At 70.7% G+C, this 26,697-nt stretch carries 23 protein-coding genes and 2 pseudogenes; 9 read left to right on the forward strand and 16 right to left on the reverse strand.

Features of this window, described 5'->3' with window-relative positions:
- Nucleotides 1-251: 251 nt before the first annotated feature.
- The 6 genes from ACFT4A_RS30510 to ACFT4A_RS30535 form a co-directional block, all read right to left on the reverse strand.
- On the reverse strand, nucleotides 252-2,414 hold the full coding sequence (locus tag ACFT4A_RS30510) for a glycoside hydrolase family 127 protein (RefSeq protein ID WP_382836288.1): 2,163 nt from the start codon (nucleotides 2,412-2,414) through the stop codon (nucleotides 252-254).
- Nucleotides 2,415-2,448: 34 nt separating this feature from the next.
- Complete coding sequence (locus tag ACFT4A_RS30515) at nucleotides 2,449-6,666, reverse strand: Ig-like domain-containing protein (protein WP_382836291.1); 4,218 nt, start codon at nucleotides 6,664-6,666, stop codon at nucleotides 2,449-2,451.
- The gene (locus ACFT4A_RS30520; protein WP_382836294.1) at nucleotides 6,621-8,555 is read right to left on the reverse strand and encodes a glycoside hydrolase family 127 protein; all 1,935 of its coding nucleotides are present in this window, start codon (nucleotides 8,553-8,555) and stop codon (nucleotides 6,621-6,623) included. Before ACFT4A_RS30520 ends, ACFT4A_RS30515 begins: the two co-directional genes overlap by 46 nt.
- A 70-nt stretch (nucleotides 8,556-8,625) precedes the next feature.
- Entirely contained in the window at nucleotides 8,626-9,447 is an 822-nt protein-coding gene (locus ACFT4A_RS30525) for a carbohydrate ABC transporter permease (RefSeq protein ID WP_215124615.1), read from the reverse strand.
- 31 nt (nucleotides 9,448-9,478) lie between these two features.
- Nucleotides 9,479-10,432: a carbohydrate ABC transporter permease gene (locus ACFT4A_RS30530; RefSeq protein ID WP_382836296.1), complete on the reverse strand. Its 954-nt coding sequence runs from the start codon at nucleotides 10,430-10,432 to the stop codon at nucleotides 9,479-9,481.
- A 52-nt stretch (nucleotides 10,433-10,484) separates the two neighbouring features.
- Nucleotides 10,485-11,804 carry an ABC transporter substrate-binding protein gene (locus ACFT4A_RS30535; RefSeq protein WP_382836299.1) on the reverse strand — a complete coding sequence of 440 codons (1,320 nt, stop codon included), beginning with the start codon at nucleotides 11,802-11,804 and terminating at the stop codon, nucleotides 10,485-10,487.
- 267 nt (nucleotides 11,805-12,071) lie between these two features.
- Here ACFT4A_RS30535 and ACFT4A_RS30540 point away from each other — a divergent pair, with 267 nt between their 5' ends.
- Nucleotides 12,072-13,103, forward strand: a complete 1,032-nt coding sequence (locus ACFT4A_RS30540) for a LacI family DNA-binding transcriptional regulator (RefSeq protein ID WP_382836303.1) — start codon at nucleotides 12,072-12,074, stop codon at nucleotides 13,101-13,103.
- A 21-nt stretch (nucleotides 13,104-13,124) separates the two neighbouring features.
- On the opposite strand, the gene ACFT4A_RS30545 is transcribed toward ACFT4A_RS30540, so the two are convergent.
- On the reverse strand, nucleotides 13,125-14,366 hold the full coding sequence (locus ACFT4A_RS30545; RefSeq protein WP_382836306.1) for a glycosyltransferase: 1,242 nt from the start codon (nucleotides 14,364-14,366) through the stop codon (nucleotides 13,125-13,127).
- A gap of 154 nt (nucleotides 14,367-14,520) precedes the next feature.
- Nucleotides 14,521-14,910: a cupin domain-containing protein gene (locus ACFT4A_RS30550; RefSeq protein WP_382836309.1), complete on the reverse strand. Its 390-nt coding sequence runs from the start codon at nucleotides 14,908-14,910 to the stop codon at nucleotides 14,521-14,523.
- A 200-nt stretch (nucleotides 14,911-15,110) separates the two neighbouring features.
- On the opposite strand from ACFT4A_RS30550, the gene ACFT4A_RS30555 reads away from it, so the two are divergent.
- On the forward strand, nucleotides 15,111-15,497 hold the full coding sequence (locus ACFT4A_RS30555; RefSeq protein WP_382836312.1) for a hypothetical protein: 387 nt from the start codon (nucleotides 15,111-15,113) through the stop codon (nucleotides 15,495-15,497).
- A 3-nt stretch (nucleotides 15,498-15,500) separates the two neighbouring features.
- Nucleotides 15,501-16,475 (forward strand): tyrosinase family protein, encoded by a 975-nt coding sequence (locus ACFT4A_RS30560; protein ID WP_382836315.1) that lies wholly within the window; start codon nucleotides 15,501-15,503, stop codon nucleotides 16,473-16,475.
- A gap of 1 nt (nucleotide 16,476) precedes the next feature.
- Here the strand turns inward: ACFT4A_RS30560 and ACFT4A_RS30565 are convergent, their stop codons facing one another.
- Nucleotides 16,477-16,923 carry a hypothetical protein gene (locus ACFT4A_RS30565; RefSeq protein ID WP_382836318.1) on the reverse strand — a complete coding sequence of 149 codons (447 nt, stop codon included), beginning with the start codon at nucleotides 16,921-16,923 and terminating at the stop codon, nucleotides 16,477-16,479.
- A gap of 89 nt (nucleotides 16,924-17,012) precedes the next feature.
- Between ACFT4A_RS30565 and ACFT4A_RS30570 the strand changes: the two genes are divergently transcribed.
- From ACFT4A_RS30570 to ACFT4A_RS30585, 4 genes and pseudogenes are all read left to right on the forward strand, one after another.
- The gene (locus ACFT4A_RS30570) at nucleotides 17,013-17,711 is read left to right on the forward strand and encodes a helix-turn-helix transcriptional regulator (protein ID WP_382836322.1); all 699 of its coding nucleotides are present in this window, start codon (nucleotides 17,013-17,015) and stop codon (nucleotides 17,709-17,711) included.
- A 62-nt stretch (nucleotides 17,712-17,773) separates the two neighbouring features.
- Nucleotides 17,774-18,028: an EF-hand domain-containing protein gene (locus ACFT4A_RS30575; protein ID WP_189729715.1), complete on the forward strand. Its 255-nt coding sequence runs from the start codon at nucleotides 17,774-17,776 to the stop codon at nucleotides 18,026-18,028.
- A gap of 310 nt (nucleotides 18,029-18,338) precedes the next feature.
- Nucleotides 18,339-18,491: pseudogene (locus tag ACFT4A_RS30580) on the forward strand (transporter); the annotation flags it as partial.
- 38 nt (nucleotides 18,492-18,529) lie between these two features.
- Nucleotides 18,530-18,811, forward strand: a pseudogene (locus ACFT4A_RS30585) (hypothetical protein); the annotation flags it as partial.
- Between the two features lie 96 nt (nucleotides 18,812-18,907).
- On the opposite strand, the gene ACFT4A_RS30590 reads toward ACFT4A_RS30585, so the two are convergent.
- From ACFT4A_RS30590 to ACFT4A_RS30610, 5 genes are all read right to left on the reverse strand, one after another.
- Nucleotides 18,908-19,915, reverse strand: a complete 1,008-nt coding sequence (locus ACFT4A_RS30590; protein ID WP_382836325.1) for a trypsin-like serine peptidase — start codon at nucleotides 19,913-19,915, stop codon at nucleotides 18,908-18,910.
- 222 nt (nucleotides 19,916-20,137) lie between these two features.
- Nucleotides 20,138-20,614, reverse strand: coding sequence for an SRPBCC family protein (locus ACFT4A_RS30595; RefSeq protein WP_382836328.1), 477 nt, complete (start codon nucleotides 20,612-20,614; stop codon nucleotides 20,138-20,140).
- 127 nt (nucleotides 20,615-20,741) lie between these two features.
- A complete protein-coding gene (locus ACFT4A_RS30600) occupies nucleotides 20,742-21,032 on the reverse strand; it encodes a zinc-ribbon domain-containing protein (protein ID WP_382836331.1) in 291 nt (96 codons plus the stop codon).
- Between the two features lie 127 nt (nucleotides 21,033-21,159).
- Nucleotides 21,160-22,800: a phosphoglucomutase (alpha-D-glucose-1,6-bisphosphate-dependent) gene (gene pgm, locus ACFT4A_RS30605; RefSeq protein ID WP_382836334.1), complete on the reverse strand. Its 1,641-nt coding sequence runs from the start codon at nucleotides 22,798-22,800 to the stop codon at nucleotides 21,160-21,162.
- Nucleotides 22,801-23,092: 292 nt separating this feature from the next.
- Entirely contained in the window at nucleotides 23,093-23,521 is a 429-nt protein-coding gene (locus tag ACFT4A_RS30610) for a hypothetical protein (RefSeq protein WP_382836337.1), read from the reverse strand.
- A 139-nt stretch (nucleotides 23,522-23,660) separates the two neighbouring features.
- Between ACFT4A_RS30610 and ACFT4A_RS30615 the strand changes: the two genes are divergently transcribed.
- Entirely contained in the window at nucleotides 23,661-23,810 is a 150-nt protein-coding gene (locus tag ACFT4A_RS30615) for a hypothetical protein (RefSeq protein ID WP_382836340.1), read from the forward strand.
- Between the two features lie 55 nt (nucleotides 23,811-23,865).
- Here ACFT4A_RS30615 and ACFT4A_RS30620 read toward each other — a convergent pair whose 3' ends face one another.
- Nucleotides 23,866-24,822 carry a TIGR01777 family oxidoreductase gene (locus ACFT4A_RS30620; RefSeq protein ID WP_382836342.1) on the reverse strand — a complete coding sequence of 319 codons (957 nt, stop codon included), beginning with the start codon at nucleotides 24,820-24,822 and terminating at the stop codon, nucleotides 23,866-23,868.
- A gap of 115 nt (nucleotides 24,823-24,937) precedes the next feature.
- On the opposite strand from ACFT4A_RS30620, the gene ACFT4A_RS30625 reads away from it, so the two are divergent.
- Nucleotides 24,938-25,264 carry an antibiotic biosynthesis monooxygenase family protein gene (locus ACFT4A_RS30625; protein ID WP_382836345.1) on the forward strand — a complete coding sequence of 109 codons (327 nt, stop codon included), beginning with the start codon at nucleotides 24,938-24,940 and terminating at the stop codon, nucleotides 25,262-25,264.
- 67 nt (nucleotides 25,265-25,331) lie between these two features.
- Here ACFT4A_RS30625 and ACFT4A_RS30630 read toward each other — a convergent pair whose 3' ends face one another.
- Entirely contained in the window at nucleotides 25,332-26,684 is a 1,353-nt protein-coding gene (locus ACFT4A_RS30630; RefSeq protein WP_382836348.1) for a diacylglycerol/lipid kinase family protein, read from the reverse strand.
- Nucleotides 26,685-26,697 lie beyond the last annotated feature (13 nt).

The following is a 26,697-nucleotide window of genomic DNA, read 5'->3' on the forward strand; positions in this document are numbered from 1 at the left end:
TGAGACCGGGATCGCCTGGCCCGCCCGCTCAGTGGCGGTGCGGAATCCAGGCGGACGGAAGGGGCCGGTGAGGTCGCCCGTCGTATGGCGTGTTCATGCCCTGTTGCCGGCCCAGCACAGAAACCATTCCCCCCAATACGCCACCGGATGGCGGCCATTGAGTCGACACCCAAGCAGACCCGGACAGGCCTGTTCAAGACTCGGAAGTGGTCCAGACGACTTCCGGTCCGAATTTGGCGATTTCGGAGCGTTCAGCGTCTCAGGTCCGCGTTGTTCGCGGCCGTGACGACCCGGTCGCGTTCGGTGCGGGTGAACAGGTTTTCGGACAGCCAGCGGTCCGCGAGAGTGCGTACGGCGCGCACGAACTGGGCGGAGGCCGGGAACGGGGCCTGTTGCCACAGGGCGTCGAGGAAGCTCTCGCCGTCGGAGCGGGCGCGGTTGGGGACGCCCGAGTCGACGGTGCCGAACACGATGACGGGTTCGGAGCGCCTGAAGTAGGCGTGGTAGGGGGCGTCGTTGCCCAGGTGGAAGGGGGCGAGGGTGAGGTTGTGCGTGGTGAAGTGCAGCGGGCGGGACGCTGGTTTGATCGCGTCGGCCAGATCGCCGCGAAGCGTGAAGTCCTTGTAGAAGGAGAAGGTGCGGAACTGCTGCTCCGGGCTTTGGGCCGTCAGGAGGAGCGGGCCGTAGAAGAGTGCTTGGACGCTCCGGTCGTCCAGGGCTCGTTCGAGGTGCAGCCGGTAGGGCGTCGAGAGGCGGATGCGGTCGCCTCGGCGCCAGTCTCTGTCCAGGGTGAGGTAGGTGCCGGGCGCGGCTTTCGTCCGGTGCGGGGCTCCGTTGACCGTGACCGTGACGCCTGTGGTGGCCCAGGACGGGATGCGGAGCTTGACGGCGAGTCGGCCGCCGCCCTCGCGGAAGGTCAGGGTGCGTACGCCCTCGGCCGGGTACTCGCTCGTCTGCTCGATGACGAGGCCGCGCTCCGGCCAGCGCAGGGTGGAGGCCAGGTACAGGTTGACGTACAGGGTGGTGCCGTCGGCGGAGCGGAAGTAGACGGAGTCCTGGTACTTGGTGTGGTTCTCCATGCCGGTGCCGCCGCAGCAGGTGCCGGTGTTGCCGAATCCGCGTCGTACGCCCGGGCCCATGCCGACGAAGTAGGTGACCTCGGGACTGTCGGTGCTGGAGGCGTCCCGGCGGGAGGCGAGAATGTGGTTGGTCAGGCCCCGCTCGTAGTGGTCCATGTAGGCGGGGTCCGGCTCGTGGAAGAAGAGCTGCCGGCTCAGCTTGAGCATGTTGTACGTGGCGCAGGTCTCGGCGTTCTTGTCGTCGAGGGTCGCCGCGATGGCGCCCCGGGCGCGAAACATCTCGCCCTGACCGGTGCCGCCCAGGGCGTAGGTGCGGGAACTCTCCACCATGCCCCAGAAGTTGCGGGCCGCGGCGGCATAGGTCTCCTCGCCGGTGTGGTCGAACAGGCGGAGGTAGCCGGTGAACTGCGGGATGTGCTGGTTGGCGTGCTTGCCCTCCAGGACGTCCCGGTTCTCCGCGCAGGCGTTGAGCAGCGTGGTGTTGTCGAAGCAGCGGGCGGCGGCGAGATGTTCCGGCCGGCCGGTGAGGGAGTACAGGTCCGTCATGACCTCGTTCATGCCGCCGTACTCACCGGCGATGTAGATGGACCACATGCGTTCCAGCTGCGCCTTCGGCAGCCGGCCCAGACGGCTGTGCACCCAGTCGCCCATCTTCGCGGCGATGGTCAGCGCCTGCTGGTTGCCGGCCAGGGTGTGCGCGTCCAGGAGCCCGCGCATGATCTTGTGGCAGGTGTAGTACGGCGCCCAGATGGTGGGGTAGGTCGTGTAGCTCTCCAGGAGGATGAACTGCGTCTCCGGGTAGGCAGCCAGATAGCCGGGGTGGCTCGGTTTCGGGTCGCCGTGTTCGGCGAGGGCCTGCTGGCACTCGCCGAGGGCCGTGATCAGGTAGTCGAGCTTGGACTTGAGGGCGGCCTCGCGGGTGTCGGCGTACGCCTGCGCGATGAGGGTGAGGAAGTGGCCGCCGTAGTGGCCGCGCAGGTTGCCGTCGACGGTTTCCCAGCCGCCCGGCGGCCGTGCGCCGCGCGTGTCCAGTCCGGCGTTGGCGCGGAAGACGGCCAGGATGCGGTCGGCCGGGTAGGCGCGGGCGTAGTCGAGCATCAGGTCGCGCTTGGCCCGGAAGACGCCCCCGCCGAGCGTGACCTGGTCCAGGCCGAAGGGCCGCACCGTCCAGGTCGGCGGGGCGGGCAGCGCTCTCGCGGCGGCCTCAACGGCCTCGGCCGTGGAGCCGGCGGGGGCGGCTTGGGCAGGCGGGCCGGAGGCGATGAGCGGGGTCGCTGTGGCCGCGGCCCCGGCGGTCAGGCTCAGCACGCGGCGTCGGGTGGGTGGCTGGAACATGGCGCACTCCGATCGTCGTCGGTCGTCGGTCGGGTCATCGGCGGGCGGGAGATGTCCCACCCGGGTCGCGCGGGGGTGTCACGGTGATCGTGGCCGTGGCGCGGTGGGAGGTGTCCGGCACGGTTCCCCTGACCTCGAAGGTCCCGGGTCCGGCGTACTGGTCCGGATCCACCGGGTCCCAGGTGACCCGGGTCCGGCTGTCCCTGGAGCCGTCGTTGTAGGTGGCGACCACCGTGGCGGGGAGCACGGGAGGCCTGCCGGGGCGGGTGGTGACGCGTTCCCCCGCGATGCCGGCGATCTCGACCGCGTCCGTGTGCCGTACCCACACGGTGGCGGTGACCGGCTGGGCGGTGCGGTCGGCGAGGCCGGTGACCGTGACGCTGGTGCCGCCCTCGGCGACCTGGTCCTCGGTCAGGGCCGGCCAGGCCACGGGTGAGCGGGCCGTGGAACCGTCGGCGTACGCGAGCGTGACCTGCTCGGGCAGGTCGGGGACGGTGCCGCGGAGGGTGGGGATGTGGGTCTCGCGTACCGACTCCGGTGCCTCGGCGTAGACCTTCCATTCCTGGACGCCGAGGGCGAGATTCGGGTGTCCGGTGAGCTTCGCCCGCAGTGCGGTGGTGGTGACCGGGGTGAACGTGGTGCGGTTGTAGCGGTTCTCGGCGGTGCCGTAGCCGCTGGGGGCGGGGACCTCGCGCCAGGTGTCGCCGTCGCGGTACTCGATGACCCAGGAGGCGGGCACGCCGACCCCGTCGGCCGCGCCTGGCTGCGCGTCGCGGAAGAAGTACAGGTCGGAGCCGTCCACGCGGACCGGGTCCTCCCAGGTGTACTGGATCCACTGGGTGTCCTTCTGGGGCCAGCTGCCCCAGCGCGGGGCGTCGGACGACGAGGCCGGTTCGCGGCCGTCGTTGATCGCGGCCACCGACTCCCAGCCGGAGGTGTAGGACGCGGTGGGGGTCGCGGACGGTGCCAGGTTCACCCGGCCGTCGCCGAGCTCCTCGACCTTCACCACGACCCGCTTCGACGACGTCAGCGCGCCGTCGGTGGCAGTGAGTTCGAGGGTGTAGGTGCCTGCTTTGGTGAAGCGGGCGACGGTGGTGGGGGTTCGGGGGTCGTCGAAGATGACGGTGCCGCCGTCGGGGGCTTCGGCCGTCTTCCAGGAGGCGGAGAGTTCCCTCTTCGGCAGTCCGTCGTCCTCGGTGATGCCCGTGAGCCTGACCTGGCCCGGCCGGGTGTACGTGGGGTCCCGCCAGGCCTCGACGTAGGGAGGCTGGTTGCGGGCCGTCGGCGGTCGCCCGTCGGTGTCGTAGGCCTGGATCTCCTTCAATCCGCTGGTGTGGCCGTCGCGGTGGCGCATGAGGACGCGCAGCTTCTCCGTGGTCACCTTTTGGAAGCGCACCCGGTTGAGGTTGGCGCGCGGGTAGGCGGGTGACTTGGCGGGCCGGGGCACGTCCTTCCACTGGCCGGACCGGTCCTGGTACCGCACGGTGTAGAGGGCCGGTTCGGCGTATCCGCCGGGCTTCTTGTCGCTGGAGAAGTGCAGCCGGACGTCGTCGACCGTGCGTGTGCGGCCGAAGTCGATCTCGTACCAGTCCTCGGAGTTCCCGGAGCCGCGGGCGCCCCAGGAGGGCTCGTTGACGGTGAAGCCGTCGACGGCTCCGGCGACGCCCCGGCCCTCGGCCTCGTGGGAGGCGCGGGCGGTGGCGCCGGCGGCGAGGTTGTTCCCGGCTCTGCCCGAGAGGTCCCGGCCTGCCTTGGCGAACAGGTCGGTGACGCGCTCCTTCGAGCCGTAGGTGACGGCCTGCGGCTCTGCGACATGCGTGCGCAGGCCGGTGGTCCTCACCTTGGCTCCGCCGCCGTCGGGGAGGGCGACCTTGCGGGTCGTGGGGTCGTAGACGAGGTGGGTGAGGCGGTCGGCGGTGAAGGCGAGCTTCCCGTCGAGGTAGAGGGAATACCCCTCGGGGACCCGTTTGCCGTACGGGCGCTTCCCGTCGCCGGGTTCGTCCCACAGGACGGCCGCGTCCGTGCCCCGGTAGTTGATGTCGGTGACCGCGAAGTGCGGCCAGTCGACGTCGATCGGCCACAGCTCGATCTTCCGGTCGTCGCGCGGCCTGAACCCCATCGCGTCCTCGATGACGGTCCAGTTGGTGGTGCCGAGGATGGTGTGGTGGATCCAGGAGCGGTAGCCGATCTTCTGCGGGTCGGCACGGCCGTCGGACCAGAACTCGTTCTGGTCGGGGTACCGGTTGTCGCCGTCGATGTAGTGGGCCCAGGCGTTCCAGGACAGCAGCTTCTTGTACCAGGTGCGGTCGATGTACTTGCTGGGGTACTTCCGCAGCACCGAGGAGAGGAAGCGGAAGGTGACGGTGGAGTTGATGACCGAGAAGTTGTTGCTCCCGGGGTGGCCCTGCTCCGCCGCCTCCGCCTTGTCGGCCTGGTTGGCCGTGAAAAACGGGAAGACGGGGTACTGCTTCGCGTCCGCCCACAGCCGCAGCGCCTCCAGGTACTGCGGGTCCTCTTCCGGCGTGGGCATCAGGCCCACGCTGTACGGGTAGTAGTTGTTGATCTCCTTCCAGGGCACGAGGGTGTCGCTGGCGACGTGCCGGTGCTTGAGCAGCTTGTCCTTCGGGTCCCATAGGTGGTCCAGGACCGCCTTCTTCACCCGGTTCGCCGTCCCTCGCATCTCCTCGGCCTTCGCCTTCTCGCCGAGCAGGTCGTAGGCGCGGGCGGCCGCCGTCGCGTTGCTGTAGACGTAGGCGGATTCGGCGCGGTCCAGGTTGCCGGGCTTCCAGTCGAAGGAGACCGCGTCGGCGTCGTTGCCGGTCATCGCGCCCCAGTCGTACTCGATCAGCCCGTTGCCGTCCTCGTCGTAGTTCTCCAACTGGCCCCGGACGTCCTTCTCCGCGTACCGGGCGAGGTTGCGCACGATGCCGTCGGGGCCGCCGTGCACCTGGTAGGAGCGCCAGGCCGCCTCGGAGATGTATTGGGTGTAGCTATTGGACCAGTTCTCCGGGTCGCCCGGGTTGTCGGTGTACTTGCCGCTCTTCGAGACCTCACCGGCCGACACCCACGGGCCGTACGAGTAGCTCGGGTCGCGCAGGTACTTGAGGTCGTCGACGAACATGCCGACCGTGAGGGCGATGGCGTTGTTGTAGCCGAGGACGCCCTCCATGGAGGTGGGGAACTGGTAGTCGCTGCCCGGGATGTCGGCGTCGAGGTAGTTGTAGCGCAGCAGCCACCAGCGGTAGTACAGCGTCTTCTCGATGTTGTCGTCGGGGATGTCGAGGTAGGGCAGGTTCTCGGCCCACCAGCGGTTGTACGTCCGGACATGCCGACGGAAGGCGGTGGCCTGGGACGCGGTGCGCAGGGAGTCGTACTCCGGGCGGGAGTCGGTGATCTCCTCGGTGACGAAGCCGAGTTGCACCTTGGTGGTGAGGGTGCGCCCTGCCGGCAGCGTCAGCGTGCGGGTCAGCGACTCGCCCTCGGGGGCGAAGCCGTCACCGCTGAGGCGGGGGAAGACGGTCGTGAGGTTGTTCTTCGCGGGCACCGAGCCGGTGAGCTCACGGCCCTCGGCGGTCGTGGTGTACGGGGAGGTGGCGCGCAGCCGGACCTCACGGCGCTCGGCGCCGGTGTTGGTGAGCGCCAGGTTCGTGACGGCGGCGTTCGCGTCGGTGATGAACTTGGTCTGTGTCACCTTCAGGCCGGTGGCCTCGTGGGTGAACTCGCTGCGCCAGTAGCTGGGGGTCTGGGTGCGGGCGCCGGTGTTCTCCCGCAGGGTGAGGTTCTCGCCGTCTACGTTCAGGGTGATGGTGTACGCGGACCGGTTGTCGATGCTCTCCCAGTAGGCGACCTTGCCCGCGAAGCCCAGCTGGGACGGTGTGTGTTCCTTCATGAACAGGGCCCGTCCCCGGGTGAACAGCCAGTCCCCCGCCGGATCCTCGCCCTTGCGGGCCAGCATGCGGTCCATCCAGAAGTCGGTGCCGTTCCCGGCCTTGCGGTCGGCCTCGTACTGGGCGCGCAGGGTGCGGTGGACGGTGAAGCCCGCCGGGAGCGTGGGGACGGGGTGGTCGGATCCGGAGTAGACCGGGTAGCCGATCGCCGCGTTGTCCGCCGCTGCCGGGCCGGTGGCGGCGAGCGGGGCCAGCAGGCCAAGGGCCAGCGCCCCGGCCAGGATGCCGCGGCGGTGTCGTCTTCGCTGTGCGGGCACGGCTACCTCTCGGTGGGCGTCGTCGGGGGCGGGGTCGTCGGCAGCCACACGCGCATGGTCGAGGGGCCGCGGTTCGCCCAGGAGTGGTAGGGGACGAGCGTGATCGCCTCGTGGTCGGCCGTGGGTTCGGTGGCTTCGTCGACCGGCTGGTACGGCCAGGCGGTGTTGTGCGGTTCGGCGAGCTCACCGGGCGCGAGGACCGTGTCGTCCGGCCCGTCCTCCGGTGCGGCGGACGGGTCCACGCGGAGCGCGTCGACGTCGTGTCCGTCCGGCAGGTCGGTGGATTCGGCGCAGTACACGAGGGGCCCGCGCTGGACGGCCACCGTGCCGCGTGTCGCGTCGATGCGGGGATCGGACCGGATCCAGCGCGGGGTGACGGGCAGTTCGAGGCGTATCTCGTCGCCGGGCCGGAAGACCCGGGTGAGCCGCGCCGGGCCCGGGGAGACCGTACGGCGCTTCCCGTCCGGGTCGACCAACGAGGCCGTCTCCCCCGCCGTCCACTCGGGGACCCGCAGGGACAGGGTCCAGGGGCGGGCCGGGGAGCGGCTGATCCGCACGGCCACGGTCCCGCCGGACGGGTAGTCGGTACGGATCCGCAGCGCCACGCCCTGCCCGTCGGCCAGGGAGGTGGCGAGTTCCGCGTCGGCGTACTGGTGCAGTTGCAGGCCGTCGTCGTCCGCCGTCGCCAGGTACGCCGGCAATTGGGCGAGCGTGCGCGCCACGTTGGTCGGGCAGCACGACACCGCGAACCAGGGGGCGCGCAGGCCCGAGTCGGCGCGCGGGCTGACGCGGTCCGCCGGGGGCACGGTGCCCCGGTGCCGGCGGTGCAGGGTGTTGGCGTAGAAGAAGGACCGGCCGTCCTCGGACGGGGAGGCGGCGATCACGTTGAACAGGGTCCGCTCGGCCAGGTCCGCGAAGCGCGGCTCCCCGGTGGCCAGCAGCAGCCGCCAGGCGAGCATCACCGAGGCGACACCGGCGCAGGTCTCCGAGTAGGCGCGGTCCGGTGGCAGCACGAAGTCGTCGCCGAAGGCCTCATCACGGTGGTGCGAGCCCATCCCGCCGGTCAGATAGGTCCGCCGGGCGACCGTCGCCTCCCACTGTCGTACGACGGCGGCGAGCAGCTCGTCGTCCCCGGTCTCCACGGCCACGTCGACCGCGCCGGCCGCGAGGTACAGGGCGCGCACGGCGTGTCCGCGCATGGCCGTGGCCCGGCGTACGGGCAGGTCGTCCTGGAAGTAGGCGCGGCCGAACTCGATGTCGGCGAGGGTGCCGTGGCCGCGCCGGTCGAGGAACAGGGCGGCCTGGTCGAGGTAGCGCTGCTCCCCCGTCAGCCTGGCGAGTTCCACCAGGGCCGTCTCGATCTCCGGGTGCCCGCAGAGGCCCTGGTTGCCGCCCGGTCCGAAGGTGGCGCAGAGGTGATCGGCGGCCCGCCGGGCGATCTTCGTCAGCTCGCCCTCGCCCCGGGCGCGGGCCTGGGCCACACCCGCCTGGACGAGGTGCCCGTGACAGTAGAGTTCGTGGCCCCATTCGAGGTCGCTGTAGCGGGGCTGCTGCCCGGGGCGGCCGAAGGCGGTGTTCAGATAGCCGTCCGGGTGCTGGGCGGGGGCGATGACATCGGTGAGCGCGGCGACGTCCCCGTCGTACGGAGCACCCGCCCAGGCCATGGCCTCCAGGAGCTTGTAGATCTCGGAGTCGGCGAACTCCCGGCCGCGCCGGTCGGTGTGGATCCGGCCCTCGGCGGCGGCCCGGAAGTTGCCGGTCCAGCCCTCGCGTTCCATCCAGTCGCGGCAGTGGCCGAGCGTCGCGGTCGCGTTGGTGTGGCGGCGCCGGGCCCAGAAGCCGCCGGTGATCCGGACCTCGTCCAGGCCGAGCGGGCGCAGCCGGCCCCGGGTCGGCGCCACCGGCAGCACGAGCGGGCGTGCCGTGTTCTCCCTCACCAGTCCATGCCTTCGTCCACGTCCTTCCGGTGGTGGTCCGTCTGGTCCGTCGAAACGGCTCTGCGGTGGCTCAGCCCTTGAGGGCGCCGGACATGAAGCCTCTGATGTAGTGCCGTTGCAGCAGCAGGAAGAGCAGCAGGCAGGGCACGGCCAGGACCACCACGCCCGCCTCGGTGGCGCCGTAGTCGACGGCTCCCATGCTCTGCTGCCGCAGGTTCGCGACGGCCAGGGGCAGCGGTGCCTTCTCGCTGTCGGAGATGAGGATCAGCGGTGCGATGAAGTCGTTCCAGGCGGCGAGGAACGCGAACAGTCCCACGGTGATCAGTCCCGGCCGCACCGCCGGCAGGAGCACCCGGCGCAGGGCGCCCGCCGTGCCGCAGCCGTCGACGAGGGCCGACTCCTCCAGTTCGCGGGGCACCGCCTCGAAGGAGATCCGCATCATGAAGGTGGCGAACGGCAGTTGGAACATGGCCAGGACGAGGCTCAGCCCGATCAGCGAGTTCTGCAGATGGAGGCGGCCCAGCAGGACGTAGAGCGGGATGAGGAGGGTGGCGTAGGGGACCATGAGGATGGCCAGGGTCAGCAGGAACAGCAGGTTCTTGCCGGGGAAGTCGAAGCGGGCGAAGGCGTAGCCGCCCAGGAGGGACACCCCGAGGGTCAGGGCGACGGTCAGTGCCGAGACGACCGTGCTGTTGAGCAGGTACCGCCACAGGCCCGCGTCGTACTCCAGCAGCGTCCGGTAGTTGCCGAGGCCGTAGCCGGACTGCTGGGCGGTGCCGGGCTGGCCGCTCACCGACGCCCAGGCGTTCCACAGCAGCGGGAAGAGGAAGATGACGGCCAGGGAGCCGGCGACGACGTAGTGGGGCGTCCGGCCCAGGGCGCGGGTGAGCACCGGGGTGTCCCTTCTCATGAGGCGGCGGGTGTCATGACTCGTCGGCACGGCGCAGGCCCCGGAACTGCAGGGCGTTCAGCAGGAGCAGGGCGGCCAGGACGAGGATCGAAAGGGCCGCCGCGGTACCGAGGTTCAGCCGCTGGAACGCCTCCCGGTAGATCAGCTGGACGACGGTGACCGTGCTGTTGTCCGGGCCGCCCTTGGTGAGGATGAAGAACTGGTCGAAGGCGAGCAGGGAGCCGGTCACGCACAGCAGCAGGCACAGGGCCAGGGAGGGCCGCAGCAGCGGCAGGGTGATGGAGCGGAAGATCTGGGCGCGGCTCGCGCCGTCCATCCGTGCCGCCTCGTACACCTCGTGCGGGATGCGCTGCAGGCCCACGAGCAGGATCAGCATGTAGAAGCCGGCGAACTTCCAGACGATCAGGAACACCGTCGACCACAGGGCCGACGTCGGTGAGCCGAGGAAGGACACCGGGTCGTCGACGAGGCCGAGGCCTTCGAGGATGCGGCTGAGCGGACCGGTGGTCGGGCTGTACAGGCCCCAGAACAGCAGGGACGCGGAGGCCAGCCCGAGGGCGCCGGGCAGGAAGTAGACCGTACGGAAGAAGCCCGCGCCCGGGCGGGACTCCTGCACCAGGAGGGCCAGGAGCAGCGCCAGGGCGAGCAGGACGACCGTGACGATCACGGTGTAGAGGAGGGTGAAGCTGATCGCGGGCCAGAACAGGGTGCTGTCGGTGATGTCGGTGTAGTTCTCGGGGGCGTTGACGCCCCGGTCTCCGCCGAGCAGCGGCCAGTCGCTGAGCGACATCTGGCCGACCAGCAGCAGGGGCAGCAGGAAGAAGACCGTGACGAACACCGCCGTGGGGGTCGCGTAGGCCAGGCCCTTGGCCCTGCGCGAGCGCCAGCGGGGCGGGGGTGTGCCGCCCTGCGGCTGGGGCGAGGTCACGTGCGCGGCCGTCGCCCGGACTGCCACTTTCACCGGCATGGCTCTCCTTGGCCGTAGGACGTCTTGGCCGTAGGTCGTCGGGAGGGTCGGTTCAGTCGGCCAGTGAGGCGGTGACGGCGTCGTTGTCCTTCTCGACCGTCTTGCCGTCACCGAAGACGGCGTGGCGCATCAGCTCCAGCCAGGGCCCGTTGGGGTCGTTGAAGGTCTGGCCGAACTTCATCGCGTACGGGGTGCGGCCCTCGGCGACGAGTTCGTTGATGGTGACCAGGCGCGGGTCGGCCTTGGAGTGCTTGTTGGACGCGAGGTCGGTGCGGGCCACCACGTCCTTGTGCGCGGCGACCACGTCGACCTGCGCCTTGTCGCCCACGGACCAGGCGAGGAAGTTCCAGGCCTGGTCGGCCGACTCGCTGGTGGCCGAGATGCCGATGGCGTCGCCGCCGACGAAGGTGGACTTGCCGCCGTCGGGGCCTGGGATGGGCGCGACGCCGAGGTCGAGGTCCTTGGGCATCAGCCCGAGCGTGGTCGACGGCATGGGCATCACGCCGACCTTGCCCTTCGGGAAGATCCCGGTCCAGGTCGTGCCCGTCTCCTCGCGGGCGCCGGGCGCCACGATGTCGTCGCGCACCCAGCCGCGGTAGGTCTCGTAGACCTTCTTCGCGGCGTCGGAGGCGAGATTCGCCTCGGTGCCCTCCTTGTTCAGGACGTCCTCGCCCGCGGCCCAGACCGACGGCCACCAGGTGAAGACGCCGCAGCCGCCGCAGTTGCCGCCGAAGAAGGTGCCGTCGACACCGCCGCCGAGCGCGTCCACGGCCCGGGCCTGCCGGTCCCAGTCGCCCAGGGTGGCGGGCGGCTTCTCGGGGTCGAGCTTCGCCTTGCGGTAGAGCTCCTTGTTGTAGAAGAGCACCGACAGGTCGAGGGTGTGCGGGACGACGTACTTCTTGTCCTCGTACGTACCGGCCTTGATGTGGGACTGGGCCAGGTGCTCGGCGAAGGGCAGGGCGTCGACGCGTTCGGTGAGGTCGGCGAAGAGGCCGCTGGAGGTGTAGTTGGGCACGAACACGACGTCGGAGGCGAACAGGTCGGGCAGGTCGCGGGAGCCGGCCGCCGCGCCGACCTTGGCCTGGTAGTCGTCGGTGGGGACGACGGTCAGCTCGATCTTGTTCTTGTGGCTCGCGTTGTAGGCCTTGACGAGGGCCTCGCTCTGCGGCCGGGTCGCGGCCCGCGTCCACATCGTCAGCTTGGTGCCGTCGTCGACGCCGCCGGCGGTCGCTTTGCCCCCTCCCCCGCCGGAGCCGTCGTTGTCCGAGCCGCATGCGGTGACCAGGCTCGCGGTGGCGAGCAGGGCGATGGCACCTGTGACGAGGCGGCGTCTGTGTCCACGCGGTCCGGCCGTGCTCCCCGTGCTCCCCATGGTCGATTCCCCTTGTGTCGCGGCGGGCCGTGCGCGGGCCTGCCGGTCGGGACAATGATGTGGTGGCACTGAACTGAGTGGCGGAAACGGGCCGAAAAGGCTTTCTGAGACGCTAAGGACGCATCCCACTACCCGTCAATCCCCTTGCGTGAAGCGGTTTCTGAGATGAACTCGAAAACGCGGACCAGCACAGGACCGAAAATTTCCGCGTACTGTTTGGGGTGCCCTCGACGGCGTCGGCAGGCGACGCGAGACAGGAGAAGACCCATGGCACAGGCCACCGGCCCCTCGCGTTCGCAGCCAGCCACCCTCAGCGATGTCGCCCGGCTGGCGGGCGTGTCGATCGCCACGGCGTCCAAGGCCCTCAACGGCCGCAGCCAGGTACGGGCGGAGACCAGGACACGCGTGATCGAGGCGGCCGAACGCCTCGCGTTCCGGCCCAACCAGGTGGCCCGGGGCCTGCTGGCCGGCCGGACGGGCACCGTGGGTCTGCTGACCAGCGACCTGGAGGGCCGGTTCAGCATCCCGATACTGATGGGCGCCGAGGACGCGTTCGGAGCGGGCGAGGTCGCGGTGTTCCTGTGCGATGCCCGCGGGGACGCGATCCGCGAGCAGCACCATGTTCGCGCACTGCTGGGCCGCCGGGTCGACGGTCTCATCGTGGTCGGCAGCCGGACCGACCCACGCCCGTCCCTGGGACGGGAGTTGCCGGTCCCCGTGGTCTACGCGTACGCGCCGTCGGAGAATCCGGAGGATCTGTCCATCGTCCCGGACAGTGTCGGCGCGGGCCGGATCGCCGTGGAGCATCTGCTGGCCTGCGGCCGTACCCGGATCGCGCACATCACCGGCGACCCCGGATATGCCGCCGCGCAGGAGCGGGCCGAGGGTGCCCGGGCCGCGCTCGACGGTGCCGGACTGGCCCTGGTGGGCGAGCCTCGGTTCGGGGCGTGGTCGGAGGGCTGGGGGCGGGCGGCCACCGCGATGCTGCTCGACCAGCACCCGGAGGTGGACTCGGTGTTGTGCGGCAGCGACCAGATCGCCCGGGGCGTCATCGACGTCCTGCGCGAGCGTGGGCGGCGGGTGCCGGAGGACGTGGCGGTCATGGGCTTCGACAACTGGCGGGTCCTGACGTCCGCGTCCCGGCCACCGCTGACCAGTGTCGACATGAACCTCGAACAGGTCGGACGGGCCGCCGCGCACGCCCTGTTCACGGCGATCTCCGGCGGCACGCGCCGCTCCGGGATCGAGACCCTGCCCTGCCGGGTGGTGATCAGGGGGTCGACGGTGCCGCTGTCGTAAGTCGCGGCGCCCGGTCGCCGCTCAGGACGCGAGCCGGTCCAGTGCCGCCAGGACCGGTGCCACACCGTCCTCCTCGGCCAGGCGGCCGGCGACCTCCTGGGCGCGGCCGCGATGGGCCGGATCGCCCACGGCCCGGCGCAGGGCGGGGGCGAGCGCGCCGGCGGTGAGGCGGCGCAGCGGGACGGCGCAGGGGGCGGTGCCCAACGCGACGAGACGGGCCGCCCAGAAACCGGCGTCGAACTGCACCGGCACCGGCACGGACGGGACACCCGCGCGCAGGACGGCCGCGGTGGTGCCGGCTCCGGCGTGGTGGACCACGGCGGCCGTACGGGGGAACAGCGGCGCGTGCGGCACATCGCCGACCGTGATCACGTCGTCGGTGCGGGCGGCCAGGCCCGCCCAGCCCTGCTGGATGATGCCGCGCAGTCCGGCCGCGCGCAGGGCACGCACGATCTCGCCGCTCAGGCGCTCCGCGTCCGGCACGGTGGCGCTGCCGAGTCCTACGAAGACGGGGGCGGGCCCGGCGGCGAGGAAGTCCTCCACGTCCGGGGGCAGGGCACGGGTGTCGTGCGGCCACCAGTACCCGGCGATCTCCAGCCCGGGCCGCCAGTCCCGCGGCCGGGACACCACCACCTCGCTGAAGCCGTGCAGCACCGGCCACCGCGCCCGCTCATGGGCCCGGCGCATCACGGCGGCGCCGGGCAGGGTCATGCCGTGCCGGGTGCGCAGCCGGCGCATGGCCCGGGTGAAGACCTGGTCGACGGCGGTGGTGACGGCCAGTCCGCCCAGGTGGTTGCCCACGGTGCCGAGCGAGCGTCCGCCGAGCATGGGTGCCCCGAACTCCCTTGTCGGGTGCTGGGGTTGGAGGAACAGTCCGAGGCTGGGCAGGGTCAGGCCCTCGGCGATGGCGCGGCCCAGCGGTGCCACGGCACCGGCGGCCAGCACGGCGTCGGCGCCGCGGGCCGCCCGGACGAGGTCGTCGGTCATCTCCTCGGCCGCCGACCGGGCCATCGACACCACGCGCAGCAGTTTGCCGAGCCCCGTCGTACTGGCGTGCAGACCTCGGCCACGCTCGGAGTGCAACTCGGCGTGCGGGTCGACCGGGGTCGGGTGGAAGCGCACTCCGGAGCCGACGGTCAGCGGCTCGAACAGTCCGTGGGTGACGAGCGTGACCTCGTGCCCGCTCCGCGCCAGCCCGGCGCCCAACCCGGTGTACGGCGCGACGTCGCCGCGCGATCCCGCCGTCATGATCACCAGCCGCATGGTCCCAGTGTGGCCCGGCGAGGCGGACGACACATGGTGGATGGCGGCAGGGGTCCGAGAATCGCCGGTGCGGGTGATGCCGCCGGCTTCCGGCAGCTTCCTGAGACCCGGGAGCGGCGCGCCGGGGCGCCCTGCGGTCTGGGTTCCGTCGGTGTCACGTGCTGGGCCTGGTACGAATCCGCATGCCCGGGCGGCGACGGTGCACGGTCACGTAGGACAAGCCGCTGCTCCCCGCGACCAGGCTGCGTTCGCTGCCGTGCGGCAGCCAGACCAGACTGCCGGGGGCCAGGGGCTGCGGGTCTGCCGCCGGGCCGAGGATGCCGTCACCGGCGACGACGAGCAGGAGGACGTCGAGGTCGGGCTCGGTATGCGCGTCGATACGCCCTCGGGGTGGGATGCGGATCAGGTTGGCGTCCAGCTGCCGCCCTGACTCGGCCAGTCGCCACAGCGCACCCGCCGGTGTCGAGTCGTCAGAGATGAGCGACTCGACGTTGCACAGCACCCGCGGGAGGGGTGCGCCGGGGGTCGTCTCTGCGTCGGTCATCGATCTGCCACCGTCCGATACGTGCCTACTGCTGCCTTCGGCAGGGTACGGCCGACCGCGACGCGAACCAGGGCGGAGACCGCGGCAGGCGACCCACCTGTTTGCCGTACTCGACGTGCGGCCGCACCCGGGCACTCCGAAACTCGGAGCAGTCATCGTGCCGATGGCCCTTGACGTCTTGCGCTCATGAAAGGTGTCTTGTGACCCCCGAGGAACTGGCTGCGGCTGCCGACCCCACGATTCTTGGAAACTACCTGGCGGAGTTGCCTCAGCAGCCGCACCACCACGGGCCCCTGACCAGCATCCGCGAAGACGAGTTCCAGGGCCACCACATCGTCGTCAAGACGACCTACGAGATCACGGTGGACGGTGCGCCCCTCACCGCTCCGCTCATCGTGTCGAACGACGGTCAGGTCCACAGCCATGCCCTGCCCACCTACGAGTTCCTGTCCGCGACAGACACCGTCCGGGCCCTGATCGAGAACTTCCCCGCCGACTTCCCGGGCGGCGACGGCCCTGGTGACGGCGACAACGGAGGCCATCCGCACCACCACGGTCACGGGCCCGACCACAAAGGGGGCGTCTGACACATGGCCGTCGTACGCAGGAACATCATCACCAGCCCCGACGCCCGGGACGCCTACATCGAAGGTGTCCTGCGCCTCAAGCGGGAAGACTCGACACTCAAGACCACCGCGTTCGGCATCCCCGGACCACCCGCGCCGGTACGGACCTATGACCTGTTCGTCATCTGGCACGTCAAGGCGATGATGACTCCCGTCCCCCCGAGCGGGAACGTGAACATCCGCAACGCGGCGCACCGGGGCCCGGTATTCCTGCCGTGGCACCGGTTCATGCTGAATCTCCTGGAGGCGCACCTCCAACGAGTCCTGGACGATGCCGGGTTCGGGCTTCCGTATTGGGACTGGTCGATCGACGGCTCGCTGCCGGCCCCCGAGACGGCACTGATCTGGAAGCCGGATTTCATGGGTGGGTCGGGCGATCCGGTAGCCGACGGGCCGTTCGCCTTCAAGCCCAGCGACCCGAACGGTTTCCGGGTCAGGCTGGAGGCTCCTCCGGGCGTCAGCCTCCGCCAGACGAACAGGGGCTTGCGCCGCAAGTTCCGGAGCGGTTCCCCGACTCTCCCGAACGCCCTGGACGTGGGCGCCGCCTTCAATACGCAGCCGGCGCCGCTCGGGGACCCGGACCTCGCCACGTACGACTTCGCTCCCTGGCTCCACAACTCGCGAGGATTCCGGGGGCGGCTCGAGGGCTTCACCGGAACGGGGCTCCACAACCAGGTGCACCGGTGGATCGGTGGGGACATGGCTCCGGCCTCGTCACCGAATGATCCGGTCTTCTTCCTGCACCACGCCAACGTGGACCGGCTTTGGGAAGGCTGGATGAATCGGCACGGGCGGAACTATGTCCCCACGATGTCGGAATCAGCGGAGCTCCTGGGCCATCGGATCGATGACCCGCTCATCTCGCCCCTGGGCGCGGGCGCCACTCCCCGGAAGACGCTCGACAACACCGCCCTGTTCACCTACGACGTGGTCCCCTGAATCAGCGAACGCCTGGTGGCCGACGAGGCAGCCGGTAGTGCTGGGCGAGCCGGGCCAGGGCGACGGCCCCGAGCAGAAGACCGAAGTCGCGCAGCGCGATGTCGTAGTAGCCGGGGATGGTCAGCAGGTTGACGATGATGCCTGCCAGCCATCCGGCCACCAGCCAGCCTCCGAAGCGGGGGGCGATGGCGACGAGCAGTCCCGCGACGATCTCGATGGCACCGACGGCGTACATCGCCGCTTGGGCACTGCCGGGCACGACGTCGTTGATCCAGGGCGCGAGGTAGGTGGGCCAGTCCACGAGCAGGTTGGCGAACTTGTCCAGCCCGAACAGGATCGGCGCCAGGGTGAACCCGGTACGCAGGATGACGAATGCCTGGTAGCCGGGGTCGGTGAATTCAGATCGCCGGGGGACGGCGGACGTGGTGGTTGTGGTGGGGGACGACATGACCGGCTCCCTCTATCGATGACTCTCATTAACGATAGAAGCGCGGCGACGTTCTTTAGTCAATGACCATGGGTTTTACACTGGTGTTCATGGACCACCCGCAGCAAGCGCCCCGTGCCGACGTTTCCGCGGTCGCCGCACTGGACGAGCCGACCCGGATGCGGCTGTATGGGCACGTCGTGCGCCAGCCGGGGCCTGTCAGCCGCGACGAAGCCGCCGCCGCCCTCGGTCTCGCACGTCAGACCGCGGCGTTCCATCTGGACCGCCTGGCGGACGAGTCGCTCCTCGACGTCGTCTACGAACGGCGCAGCGGCCGCACCGGTCCAGGAGCGGGCAGGCCGGCCAAGCTCTACAAGCGCTCCACCAAGCAGGTCACCGTCAGCCTGCCCGAGCGGCACTACGAGCTGGCCGGACGGCTCCTCGCCCAGGCCATGGAGGAATCCGAAGCCACGGGCGAGCCGGTCCGTATCGTCTTGCACCGCAAAGCCCACGACCTCGGCGCCCAGCTCGCCGGCCAAGGCGACACGGGCGTCTTCGACCTGCTGGAACGGTACGGATTCGAGCCCCGCTATGACGGTGACGCGATCGTGCTGGGCAACTGTCCCTTCCACGCGCTCGCCCGTGACCACACAGAGACCGTCTGCGGTATGAACCTGCGCCTGCTCAGCGGCGCCCTTGAAGGCCTCGGCACGAAGACCCTCCAGGCATGCCTGGCCCCGAGTCCCGGCTACTGCTGTGTTCGCCTGGAGCCGGCTTCCTGCCCGGAGGGCAACCCGGCCGGCGCGTAGGGCGTCCTCACCGGTGAGCGGGATGCATCTGCCCGCCTGACCTCCATACGACGGGGACAACGATGAGCGACAAGGCCCGCAAGCTGTTCGAGGCGCTCGACCTCGACCACGACGGGGTTCTCACCCGGGAAGAGGTGATCGTCGCCCTGCGCACGAACGGACCGTCCCTGGCCGCCTCGGGCGTACTGCCGTACTGGGGAGTGCAGGACGTCGACGCCTCCTCCGCGTTGTTCGACACGGCCGACCAGAACGGGGACGCGGTACTGACCCTCGACGAGTTCGCCGCGGTGGTGGACCGGCGGTTCGGCTGGAGCTGACGGCCACACTTCGCGGCGTGTGCGGAACGGGCTCGACGTCCTGGCCAGGGACACCCTTCTGGTCCGCCGACTGGACCTAGGACCAGTCGGGCTGTGCGGATCGCCTCTCCGCACATCCATGTCCTCTCTGAAGCCGTACACCGGACCGCGGCCTGCCGTTGGCGTCAGCCGTCCGAGGGTGTGGGCCTTGTGTCCGTGCCGGTTTCGGCTCCACCACGGCTTGGGGCGGACCGTCGCTCAACGGTCCGGGTCGAAGACCTCGGGCCAGGCGAACATGTCGGGATCGTGCTCGTGGAGGCAGGGGATGCAGCAGGTCCTCGGCGTCGCCGACCCCACCAGCACCCAGACCGTGTGGAGCGCCCAGTACGCGGGCGTCACTCCGCAACAGGTGATGGTGCGCACCCTGCCGTACGTCCGGGCGGTCGCCCTCGGCTGCCTGTGCGTCACCGCCGCCACCCATCTGTACTACGCGCCGCACGACGCGCCCGGTGGGATCTGCCTGGCCTACGGCAACTCGGCGGTCCGCACCTGTTGCACCGGAACAACAGCACCCACGTCGTCTACAACAAGGACAAGTCCAGCGGCGGCGACATCATGATCACCGAGGTCGGCAACGACTTCAGCAAGCGCAACCACCTCGGCGTCCTCTGCAACTCGCGCAGCGCGGCGCCCGAGAACGGGCGCGCCTCGGCGCCTTCCTTCGGCACCGACGGCGGCGTCCCGTACATGACCTACGAGGCGGGAGAGAGGCTCGCGGGGGCCATCGCGGTGGCCCGGGGCTGACTCGACGCGTCGGCGAACCGCCGGCGGCGCGCGGGAAACCGGGTCCTCCTCCGCGGTTGGGCGGAGGAGGACCCGGCTCCCGGCCGGTGCGATGGCTCAGGACGACTGGGCGCTCTGGTACAGGTTCTGCGCGTCCGCGCCGAAGTACGGGCCGTACATGGCGTTGGGCAGGAAGTTGTACTTGAAGCTGTTCACCGAGGACTGCAGGCCGGTCCCGGTGGCCTCGTCGAACTGGGTGAACCACGGGCCTCCGCTGGAGCCTCCGGTCATGTTGCAGGTCAGACCGTGGTCGCTGGAGAGCAGGAAGTCCCGGAAGGTGGTTCCGCTGCAGTAGATGAACTTCTCGCCGTCGTACGGAGCGGCGGCCGGGAAGCCGAAGGAGTACATGGGCTTGTTGTAGCCGGTGTTGAAGCCCAGCCCCTGGCCGCCGACGACGTCGGTCAGCTGCTTCCCGTCCAGCGGGGCCACGACGGCGGCGCCGATGTCGTAGTTGATGTCCTCACTGGCCGTCCACTGCGGCGTGGACAGGGTCTTGGACGCGGCCCAGGTGCCGTACGGGCGCTGTCCGTCGTGGTAGCCGGGCACGAACACCCAGTTGGTGTGCCAGGCTCCCTGCATCTTCACGCAGTGCCCGGCGGTGAGGACGGTGCTCTTGTTGGCACTGGTGACGGCGTTGCCGGAGCAGGAGGCGGTCCGCCCCTGGTAGGTGAAGAACACCCGCCCCGCGGTCTTGGCCACCGCTCCCCCGCCGGACCAGGGGCCTCCGCCGTGCGGGATGGCCATGGGGCCCACGTCGGAGACGGGTGCGCTGGGTGCCACGACGGTCGCCTTGCCCTTGCGCGGTGCGGATGCCCGTACGTCGGAGCGGTCGACGGACAGGACGTCGAGCGGGGTGGCCGCGCGCATCCGCTGCGGGGTCCAGAAGTCGAGGGCGCGTTCCTGCGCCGAGGGTGCCATGGCTCCCGGTTCGGGCGCGGCGCTCGCCGGTGCGGCGGTGACACCGGTCGCCAGGAGTGCGGCGACGCCGGCGAGGGTGCCGAGGACGGTGTGGCGAACGCGGGTGGTGCCGCCGGACGATCGAAGGCTGCGGGGTCTGCCTATCACGCGGTCTCCTTCTGCTGCGAGGGCCGGGCGGCGGGGAACCGTCCGCCCGGTCAGGCAGGGGTGTCACTGCGGACAGTCAGAGGGCAGCGTGCCACCAGGAGGCCGATATGGACAGGTGCATGTCATGACGATGGCCGAATCATCACCTCTCTTCTCCGCGTGCGCGCGCAAAAGGACCCGGCCTCCAGGATGGAGGCCGGGTCCTTGGACGGAGCGTGAGGGTCAGAGGGCGGGGCCGGTGCCGCCGGGCTGGATGCGTCCGCGCCAGGCGCCGGACTCGGCTCCGCGCTCCTCGATGTACTGCTTGAAGCGCTTCATGTCGCCCTTGACCCGGCGGTCGATCGTGCCCGTCATGTCCGCCGCCTTCTCCGCGGCTCCACTGGGCTGGATGTCCATCACCAGCTCGACCCTGGTGTGCGTGTCGTCGACGCGCTCGAAGCGGACAGAGCCCCTCTGATCGACGTCACCGCTGGTCGTGCGCCACGTGACGCGCTCGTCGGCCAGCTGGTCGACGATCTCGGTGTCGAACTCGCGCCGCACCCCGCTGATCTTGGTGGTCCAGTGGTTGTGGCGGTCGTCCAGTTGCCTGACCTCCTCGACGCCCTCCATGAAGTTCGGGAACTCCTCGAACTGCGTCCACTGGTTGTAGGCGGTGTGGACGGGAACGTCGACTTCCACGGTTTCCTTGATGGTGCTCATCTCGGTATGCCTCCGTTCTCCCTTGTCGACTGCGGGAGGCCCGTCGACCCGCTTCACCGGTCCGGGCCCGTGGCGGGGCGGGTACCCGAGATCTTGGGGTTACCACACGGATCTGTGCCTTCGGTGCCTAGAAGCGGTGTTGCTGCTGCTCCTGCTGCCCGTACGTCTGACCGCCCTGGCCGCCCGTGCTCTGGGTCTGCAGCTGCTCCGCCTGCTCCTTGGTCACCTTCTGTTCCGCGCCGCAGAAGGTGCACTGCGTCAGGTACTTCGTCGAGATCGGGAACAGCGGCACGAAGAACAGCGTGAACTTCGTGACGCGCTTCCTGAGCGTGTGCGCGGCGGGGTTGCCGCACTGCCCGCAGACCAGCGTCAGTATCGCCAGCTGGTAGAGGTACCCCTTGGTGCCAAAGATGATCACTTGACGGTCCTTCCCGGATCGGATCTGCTCCCAGTGTCCTGTATCGCGGTCCGCCGGGACGAGTCGGCAGCCCGAACGGCCCGGGCCACGACGACGTGGCCCGGGCCGTGTGCGGTCCTGTCGGTGCTCAGCCCTTCAGTGCCGTCAGCACCACGCTCTTGGCCTCCTCCTGGACCCGGCCGAGGTGGTCGGGGCCGAGGAAGGACTCGGCGTAGATCTTGTAGACGTCCTCGGTGCCCGAGGGGCGGGCCGCGAACCAGGCGTTGTCCGTGGTCACCTTGATGCCGCCGATGGGGGCGCCGTTGCCCGGGGCCTCGGTGAGGACGGCGGTGACCGCGTCTCCGGCCAGGGTGTCCGCGCTGACCTGGGCCGGGGAGAGCTTGCCGAGGAGGGCCTTCTCCGCGCGGGACGCCGGCGCGTCGATGCGGGCGTAGGCGGGCTCGCCGAAGCGGGCGGCCAGCGTGGCGTAGTGCTCCGACGGGGTCCGGCCGGTGACCGCCGTGATCTCGGAGGCGAGCAGCGCCAGGATGATGCCGTCCTTGTCGGTGGTCCACACCGAGCCGTCCCGGCGCAGGAAGGAGGCCCCGGCCGACTCCTCCCCGCCGAAGCCGATGGTGCCGCCGGCCAGTCCGTCCACGAACCACTTGAACCCGACGGGCACCTCGACCAGTTCGCGGCCCAGGTCGGCGGCGACGCGGTCGATCATGGCGGAGGACACCAGGGTCTTGCCGATGCCGGTGGCGGCCGGCCAGCGGTCACGGTGGGCGAACAGGTAGGAGATGGCGACGGCCAGGTAGTGGTTGGGGTTCATGAGGCCCGCGTCCGGGGTGACGATGCCGTGCCGGTCGGCGTCGGCGTCGTTGCCGGTGGAGATCCGGAAGCGGTCGCGCTGCTCGATGAGCGAGGCCATCGCGTACGGCGACGAGCAGTCCATGCGGATCTTGCCGTCCCAGTCCAGCGTCATGAACCGCCAGGTGGGGTCGGTGTGCGGGTTGACCACGGTGAGGTCGATTCCGTGCTGTTCGGCGATGCGGCCCCAGTAGGCGACGGACGCCCCGCCCAGCGGGTCCGCCCCCATCCGCACCCCGGCCGCCCGGATCGCGTCCAGGTCGAGCACGCCGGGCAGGTCGGCGACATAGGTGCCCAGGAAGTCGTAGCGGCCGGTGGTGGGGGCGGCGAGGGCCCGGGCGTAGGGGATGCGCCGGACGTCCTTCAGGCCGCCCCGGATGATCTCGTTGGCCCGGTCCTGGATCCAGGACGTGGCGTCGGAGGCGGCGGGGCCGCCGCTGGGCGGGTTGTACTTGAACCCTCCGTCGGCGGGCGGGTTGTGGGAGGGCGTGACCACGACGCCGTCCGCGAGCCCCGTGGTGCGGCCGCGGTTGTGGGCGAGGATGGCGTGCGAGACGGCCGGGGTCGGCGTGTAGCCGTCCGCGTCGTCGATCAGCACCGTCACCTCGTTGGCGGCGAACACCTCCAGGGCGGTGACGCGCGCGGGCTCCGACAGGGCGTGGGTGTCGGCGCCCAGGAAGAGGGGGCCGTCGATGCCCTGGCCGGCCCGGTACTCGCAGATGGCCTGGCTGGTGGCGGCGATGTGGTCGTCGTTGAACGCGCTCGCCAGGGACGATCCGCGGTGTCCGGAGGTCCCGAACGTGACGCGCTGCCCCGGGTCGTCCAGGTCGGGGTGGAGCGCGTAGTACGCGGTCACCAGCCGGGCCACATCGACGAGATCCTCGAAACCGGCCGGATTGCCCGCTCGCTCGTGCTGCATGGGCCCGCTCCTCCGCATGGGTTGATCCTTCGCTTGCGGTCTCATCCTTCCTCGTCACGGCGGTGCCGCGCGAGGGGGACACCACTACGAGGGCCGGATGTGCGCCAAGCCACGAGAAGGAGGCACCTCGGACGGCGGGAATTGCTAGGGAGCACGCGGAGGCGGTGCCGTCGGGCGCCGAGGCGCGCCGGAGACCACAAGGAGGCGGCGCTGCGGACCACCGGGAAGTCCGGTGATGCGCGCCGCGCCGCCTGCCCTCCTCGTGGCCGTCACGTCGAACGCCCTGCCGTGGTCAGATCCGTCCGCCGGTGAACCGGGTGACGGGGCCGTGCGCGCCGCGTTCCGCGCGGCGTCCCACCGCGTACGACGCGGCGCTCAGGGCGGTCAGGCCGGCTCCGACGCCCGCGGCGACGAGCTTGCGGTGGGCGATGACCGTCCAGGCCGTCTTCGCCGTGGCCGCGACATGACCCGAGGCCGTGACGACCGCCTGGCGGCCGGCCTCGACGCCCTTGGCAGCGGTCTGCATGGCCGCCGTCGTGGCCTCGGCGGAGCGCTCGGCGCCGGCCTTGACCGCTGACCCCGCGTCATCGGCCTTGGCCGCCACACGCTTCGCGGCCTGGGACGTCGGGGCGGTCGCCTTGTCCGCCGCGTTGCGCGCCTTGGACTCCGTCGCCCGGATGGTGGTCGGCTTCTGATTCGTGCGCTTGTTCTGTTCAGTCATGGACACCGACTTGCCTCTGACTCCGTCGCCAAACACGTTCGGTCGCGCACCATCCGGCCGGGTGAGGGCTGAGCACCTCGTCGGAGGGGTAGGCGGGCTACAGACAACGAGCACGTCAGAACACGAGCGAAGGTGCCTCATGGCCAACATCCTGGATCGCATCAAGCAGTTCGCCCGAAGCCCGCAGGGGCGGCGGGCCGTAGAGCAGGCGCGGCGGGCCGCCGCCGACCCCCGCAAGCGGGCCCAGGCCCAGCGCCTGCTGGGCAAGCTCCGCGGCCGCCGCCACTGACCGGACCCGACCGGGCTCCTTCACGTCGCGTCGTCGCCGCGGAGCTGACACCGGCTCACTCTCGCTGATCGCCCCGGACCCGCAGCCGCCGTACGAGGTCGTCCGCGGCCTCCGGCCAGCCGGGATGGTCGAAACCGAAGCCCGCTTCCAGCAGACGGCCGGGGACGACGCGTCGGCTCTTCAGCAGCAGTTCGGTGTCCGAACGCAGCACGAAGGCGCCGGCCTCGGCCATCCAGCGCGCCGCGGGCAGACCCACCGGCATCCCCCAGGCGGTCCGCAGGGCGCGCATGAAGGCGCGCTGCGGCAGGGGCGTGGGAGCGGCGAGATTGACCGGGCCGGTGATGTCGTCGCGGGCGAGGAGGAACTCCACCGCCCGGACGAAGTCCTGGTCGTGGATCCAGGACACGTACTGTGCGCCGCCGGCGACCGGGCCTCCGAGGCCGAGCCGGGCCAGCCGCAGCAGGACGTCGAAGACACCGCCGCGGTCCGGACTCATCACCATGGCGGCGCGCAGGGCCACTTTCCGGGTGCCCGGCGTGTCGGCCGCCTCCTGCTCCCACTCCCAGGCCTTGGCGATGTCGACGCTGTAGGACCAGTAGCCGGGGGTGTCGGGTTCGGCGCCGCCGATCACGCCGGTGGCCTCGTCGTTGGGCGCGTCGAAGCGGTGGGCGTAGACGGTCGCGGTGCTCATCTGGAGCCAGACCCGGGGCGGCCGGGCGGCTTTGGCGATGGCCTCGCCCACGACCCGGGCGGAGTCGACCCGCGAGTCCATCATGTCGCGGAGGTTGGCCGGGGTGTAGCGGCAGCTGACGCTCCGGCCGGCCAGGTTGACGACGACGTCGCTGCCGTCGATCTCCTCCGTCCACGGTCCCGGGGTCGCACCGTCCCAGTGCACTTCGCCCGGGCGTGCGGGGCGCCTGCTCAGCACCACGACGTCATGTCCGGCGGCGCTCAGCGCGCGTTTGAGGACCGTGCCGACCTGTCCGGTCCCGCCGGGTATCACGATCTTCATGAAGGTCTCCCCCTCGCTGGGTGGGATCGACCCTAGCCCACATTTGAACGCGTTCAAAACATCGAGGGGCGCAGGTCCCGGTCGGTGCGGACGTGCCATCGGGCAAGATGGGGCCATGAGCGTAGTCAAGATCAATGTGCTGACCGTGCCCGCCGAGCAGCGGGAGACGCTGGAGAAGCGGTTCGCCTCCCGCGCGCACACCGTGGAGGGCTCCGACGGGTTCGAGTGGTTCGAGCTCCTCCGCCCGGTGGAGGGCACCGACACCTACCTCGTCTACACGCGGTGGCGTGACGAGGCGTCGTTCCAGGCCTGGATGGAGGGGCCGATGAAGGCCGCACACCAGGGCGGCGGCGAGGGCGGCGAGCGGCCCAGGCCCGCCGCGAGCGACTCCACCCTGTGGTCCTTCGAGGTCGTGCAGCAGGCGGGGCCGAAGGGCGCGTAGCCCGCTGGAGCGCATACACGAGGTCCCCCATGCCGGAAGCGGCATGGGGGACCTCGCACTTACAGGCTCAGGGGCGCCGGGAACGGGTGGGCGCGGCGGTACGGCCGACCGCTGCCGCCAGTTTGCGGAGCCGGCGCCAGTCCAGGCGCGGCGGCGCCTCGGGGACTCCGGGACGGTTGCGGGGCACCCGCACGCGCAGGGCCCGGCGTGCGATGCGGCAGTGGACGGGGGCGGGCAGGGTGAGCGCCTCGCCGTCGAGGCCGACTTCGAGATGCGGTTCGTCGGCGTCGACGACGACGTGCTGGGCGGTGAGCACGGTGAGGCCCTCGGCGCGTGGGGACAGCAGGAGTTCGGCCGCTTCCACGGCGCTGTCCACGCGGAGGGCGAGCACGCCCAGCTTCCCGGAGTTGAGCCGCTCGCGCCGGCCGAAGCCGAACGGGTCGTCCATGCGGTAGGCGTTGTTGCTGACCAGGACGGCCTGCGGGTCGGCGATGGTGGTGCCGTCGGCGCTGGCCGTCAGACGCGGGCCGCTCTGCCGGGTGAGCAGTTCGGGCAGCCGCTCCAGCGCGGCGCCCACCTTGTCGTCGCGATAGCCGGGGCTCTGGACGACGGCCCCGTAGACGCCGAACGACGCGTTGTTGACGAAGGGGCGGTCGTCGGCGAAGCCGAGGTCGACGCGGAGTTCGACCCCGTCCGTGAGTGCGTCGAGGCAGGTGGACGGGTCGTCCCGGTCCAGGCCCAGGTCCATGGCGAAGTGGTTGCGTGTGCCGGCCGAGATGACGAGGAACGGGAGGCCGTGTTCCGCCGCCACGGCGGCGACCATCGCCTGCGTGCCGTCGCCCCCCGCGACGCCCAGGAGGTCGGCTCCGTCGGCCACGGCGGCCTTGGCCAGTTCGGTGACGTCCTGGTGGTGGTCCGGGTCGAGCAGGACGACCTGGGCGCCCAGTTCCTCGGCCTTCTCCTTCAGGGAGAACTTCTCGACCTTGCCGCCGCCGGAACGCGGGTTGAGCAGGAGGAAGGGACGCTGCGGCGGCGGTGTGCGGTACTCCTTGACCCGTACCGGCCGCAGGCCCGTGCTGCGCAGGGCGTAGCGGCCGCTCCAGACCGCGAGACACCACAGCAGCAGGGAGGCGAAGACCACCCAGATCAGATTCGCGGCCGCGAAGAGGATGATGACGCCGACGGGGGCGACGACGGCCAGCACGGCCGCCGCCATCCGTACCGGCCCCCGGCGGGACAGGACCCACCAGAGCGCCGCCGCGGTCAGGGCGAGTCCCACCAGGCCGGCCAGGAGCAGCAGCAGTCCCTTCAGGCCGCCGGAGACGAGAGGCAGCAGCGCCGCCAGCGCGACCGCGGTCAGGGCTCCTCTGGCCGCCCATCTCTGCCGGCGGTGATCCCGCTCGCCCATCGCCGATCCCATCTCGTTCCTCCGC

Source organism: Streptomyces sp. NPDC057099, assembly GCF_042671245.1.
Classification (GTDB): Bacteria; Actinomycetota; Actinomycetes; order Streptomycetales; family Streptomycetaceae; genus Streptomyces; species Streptomyces purpurascens.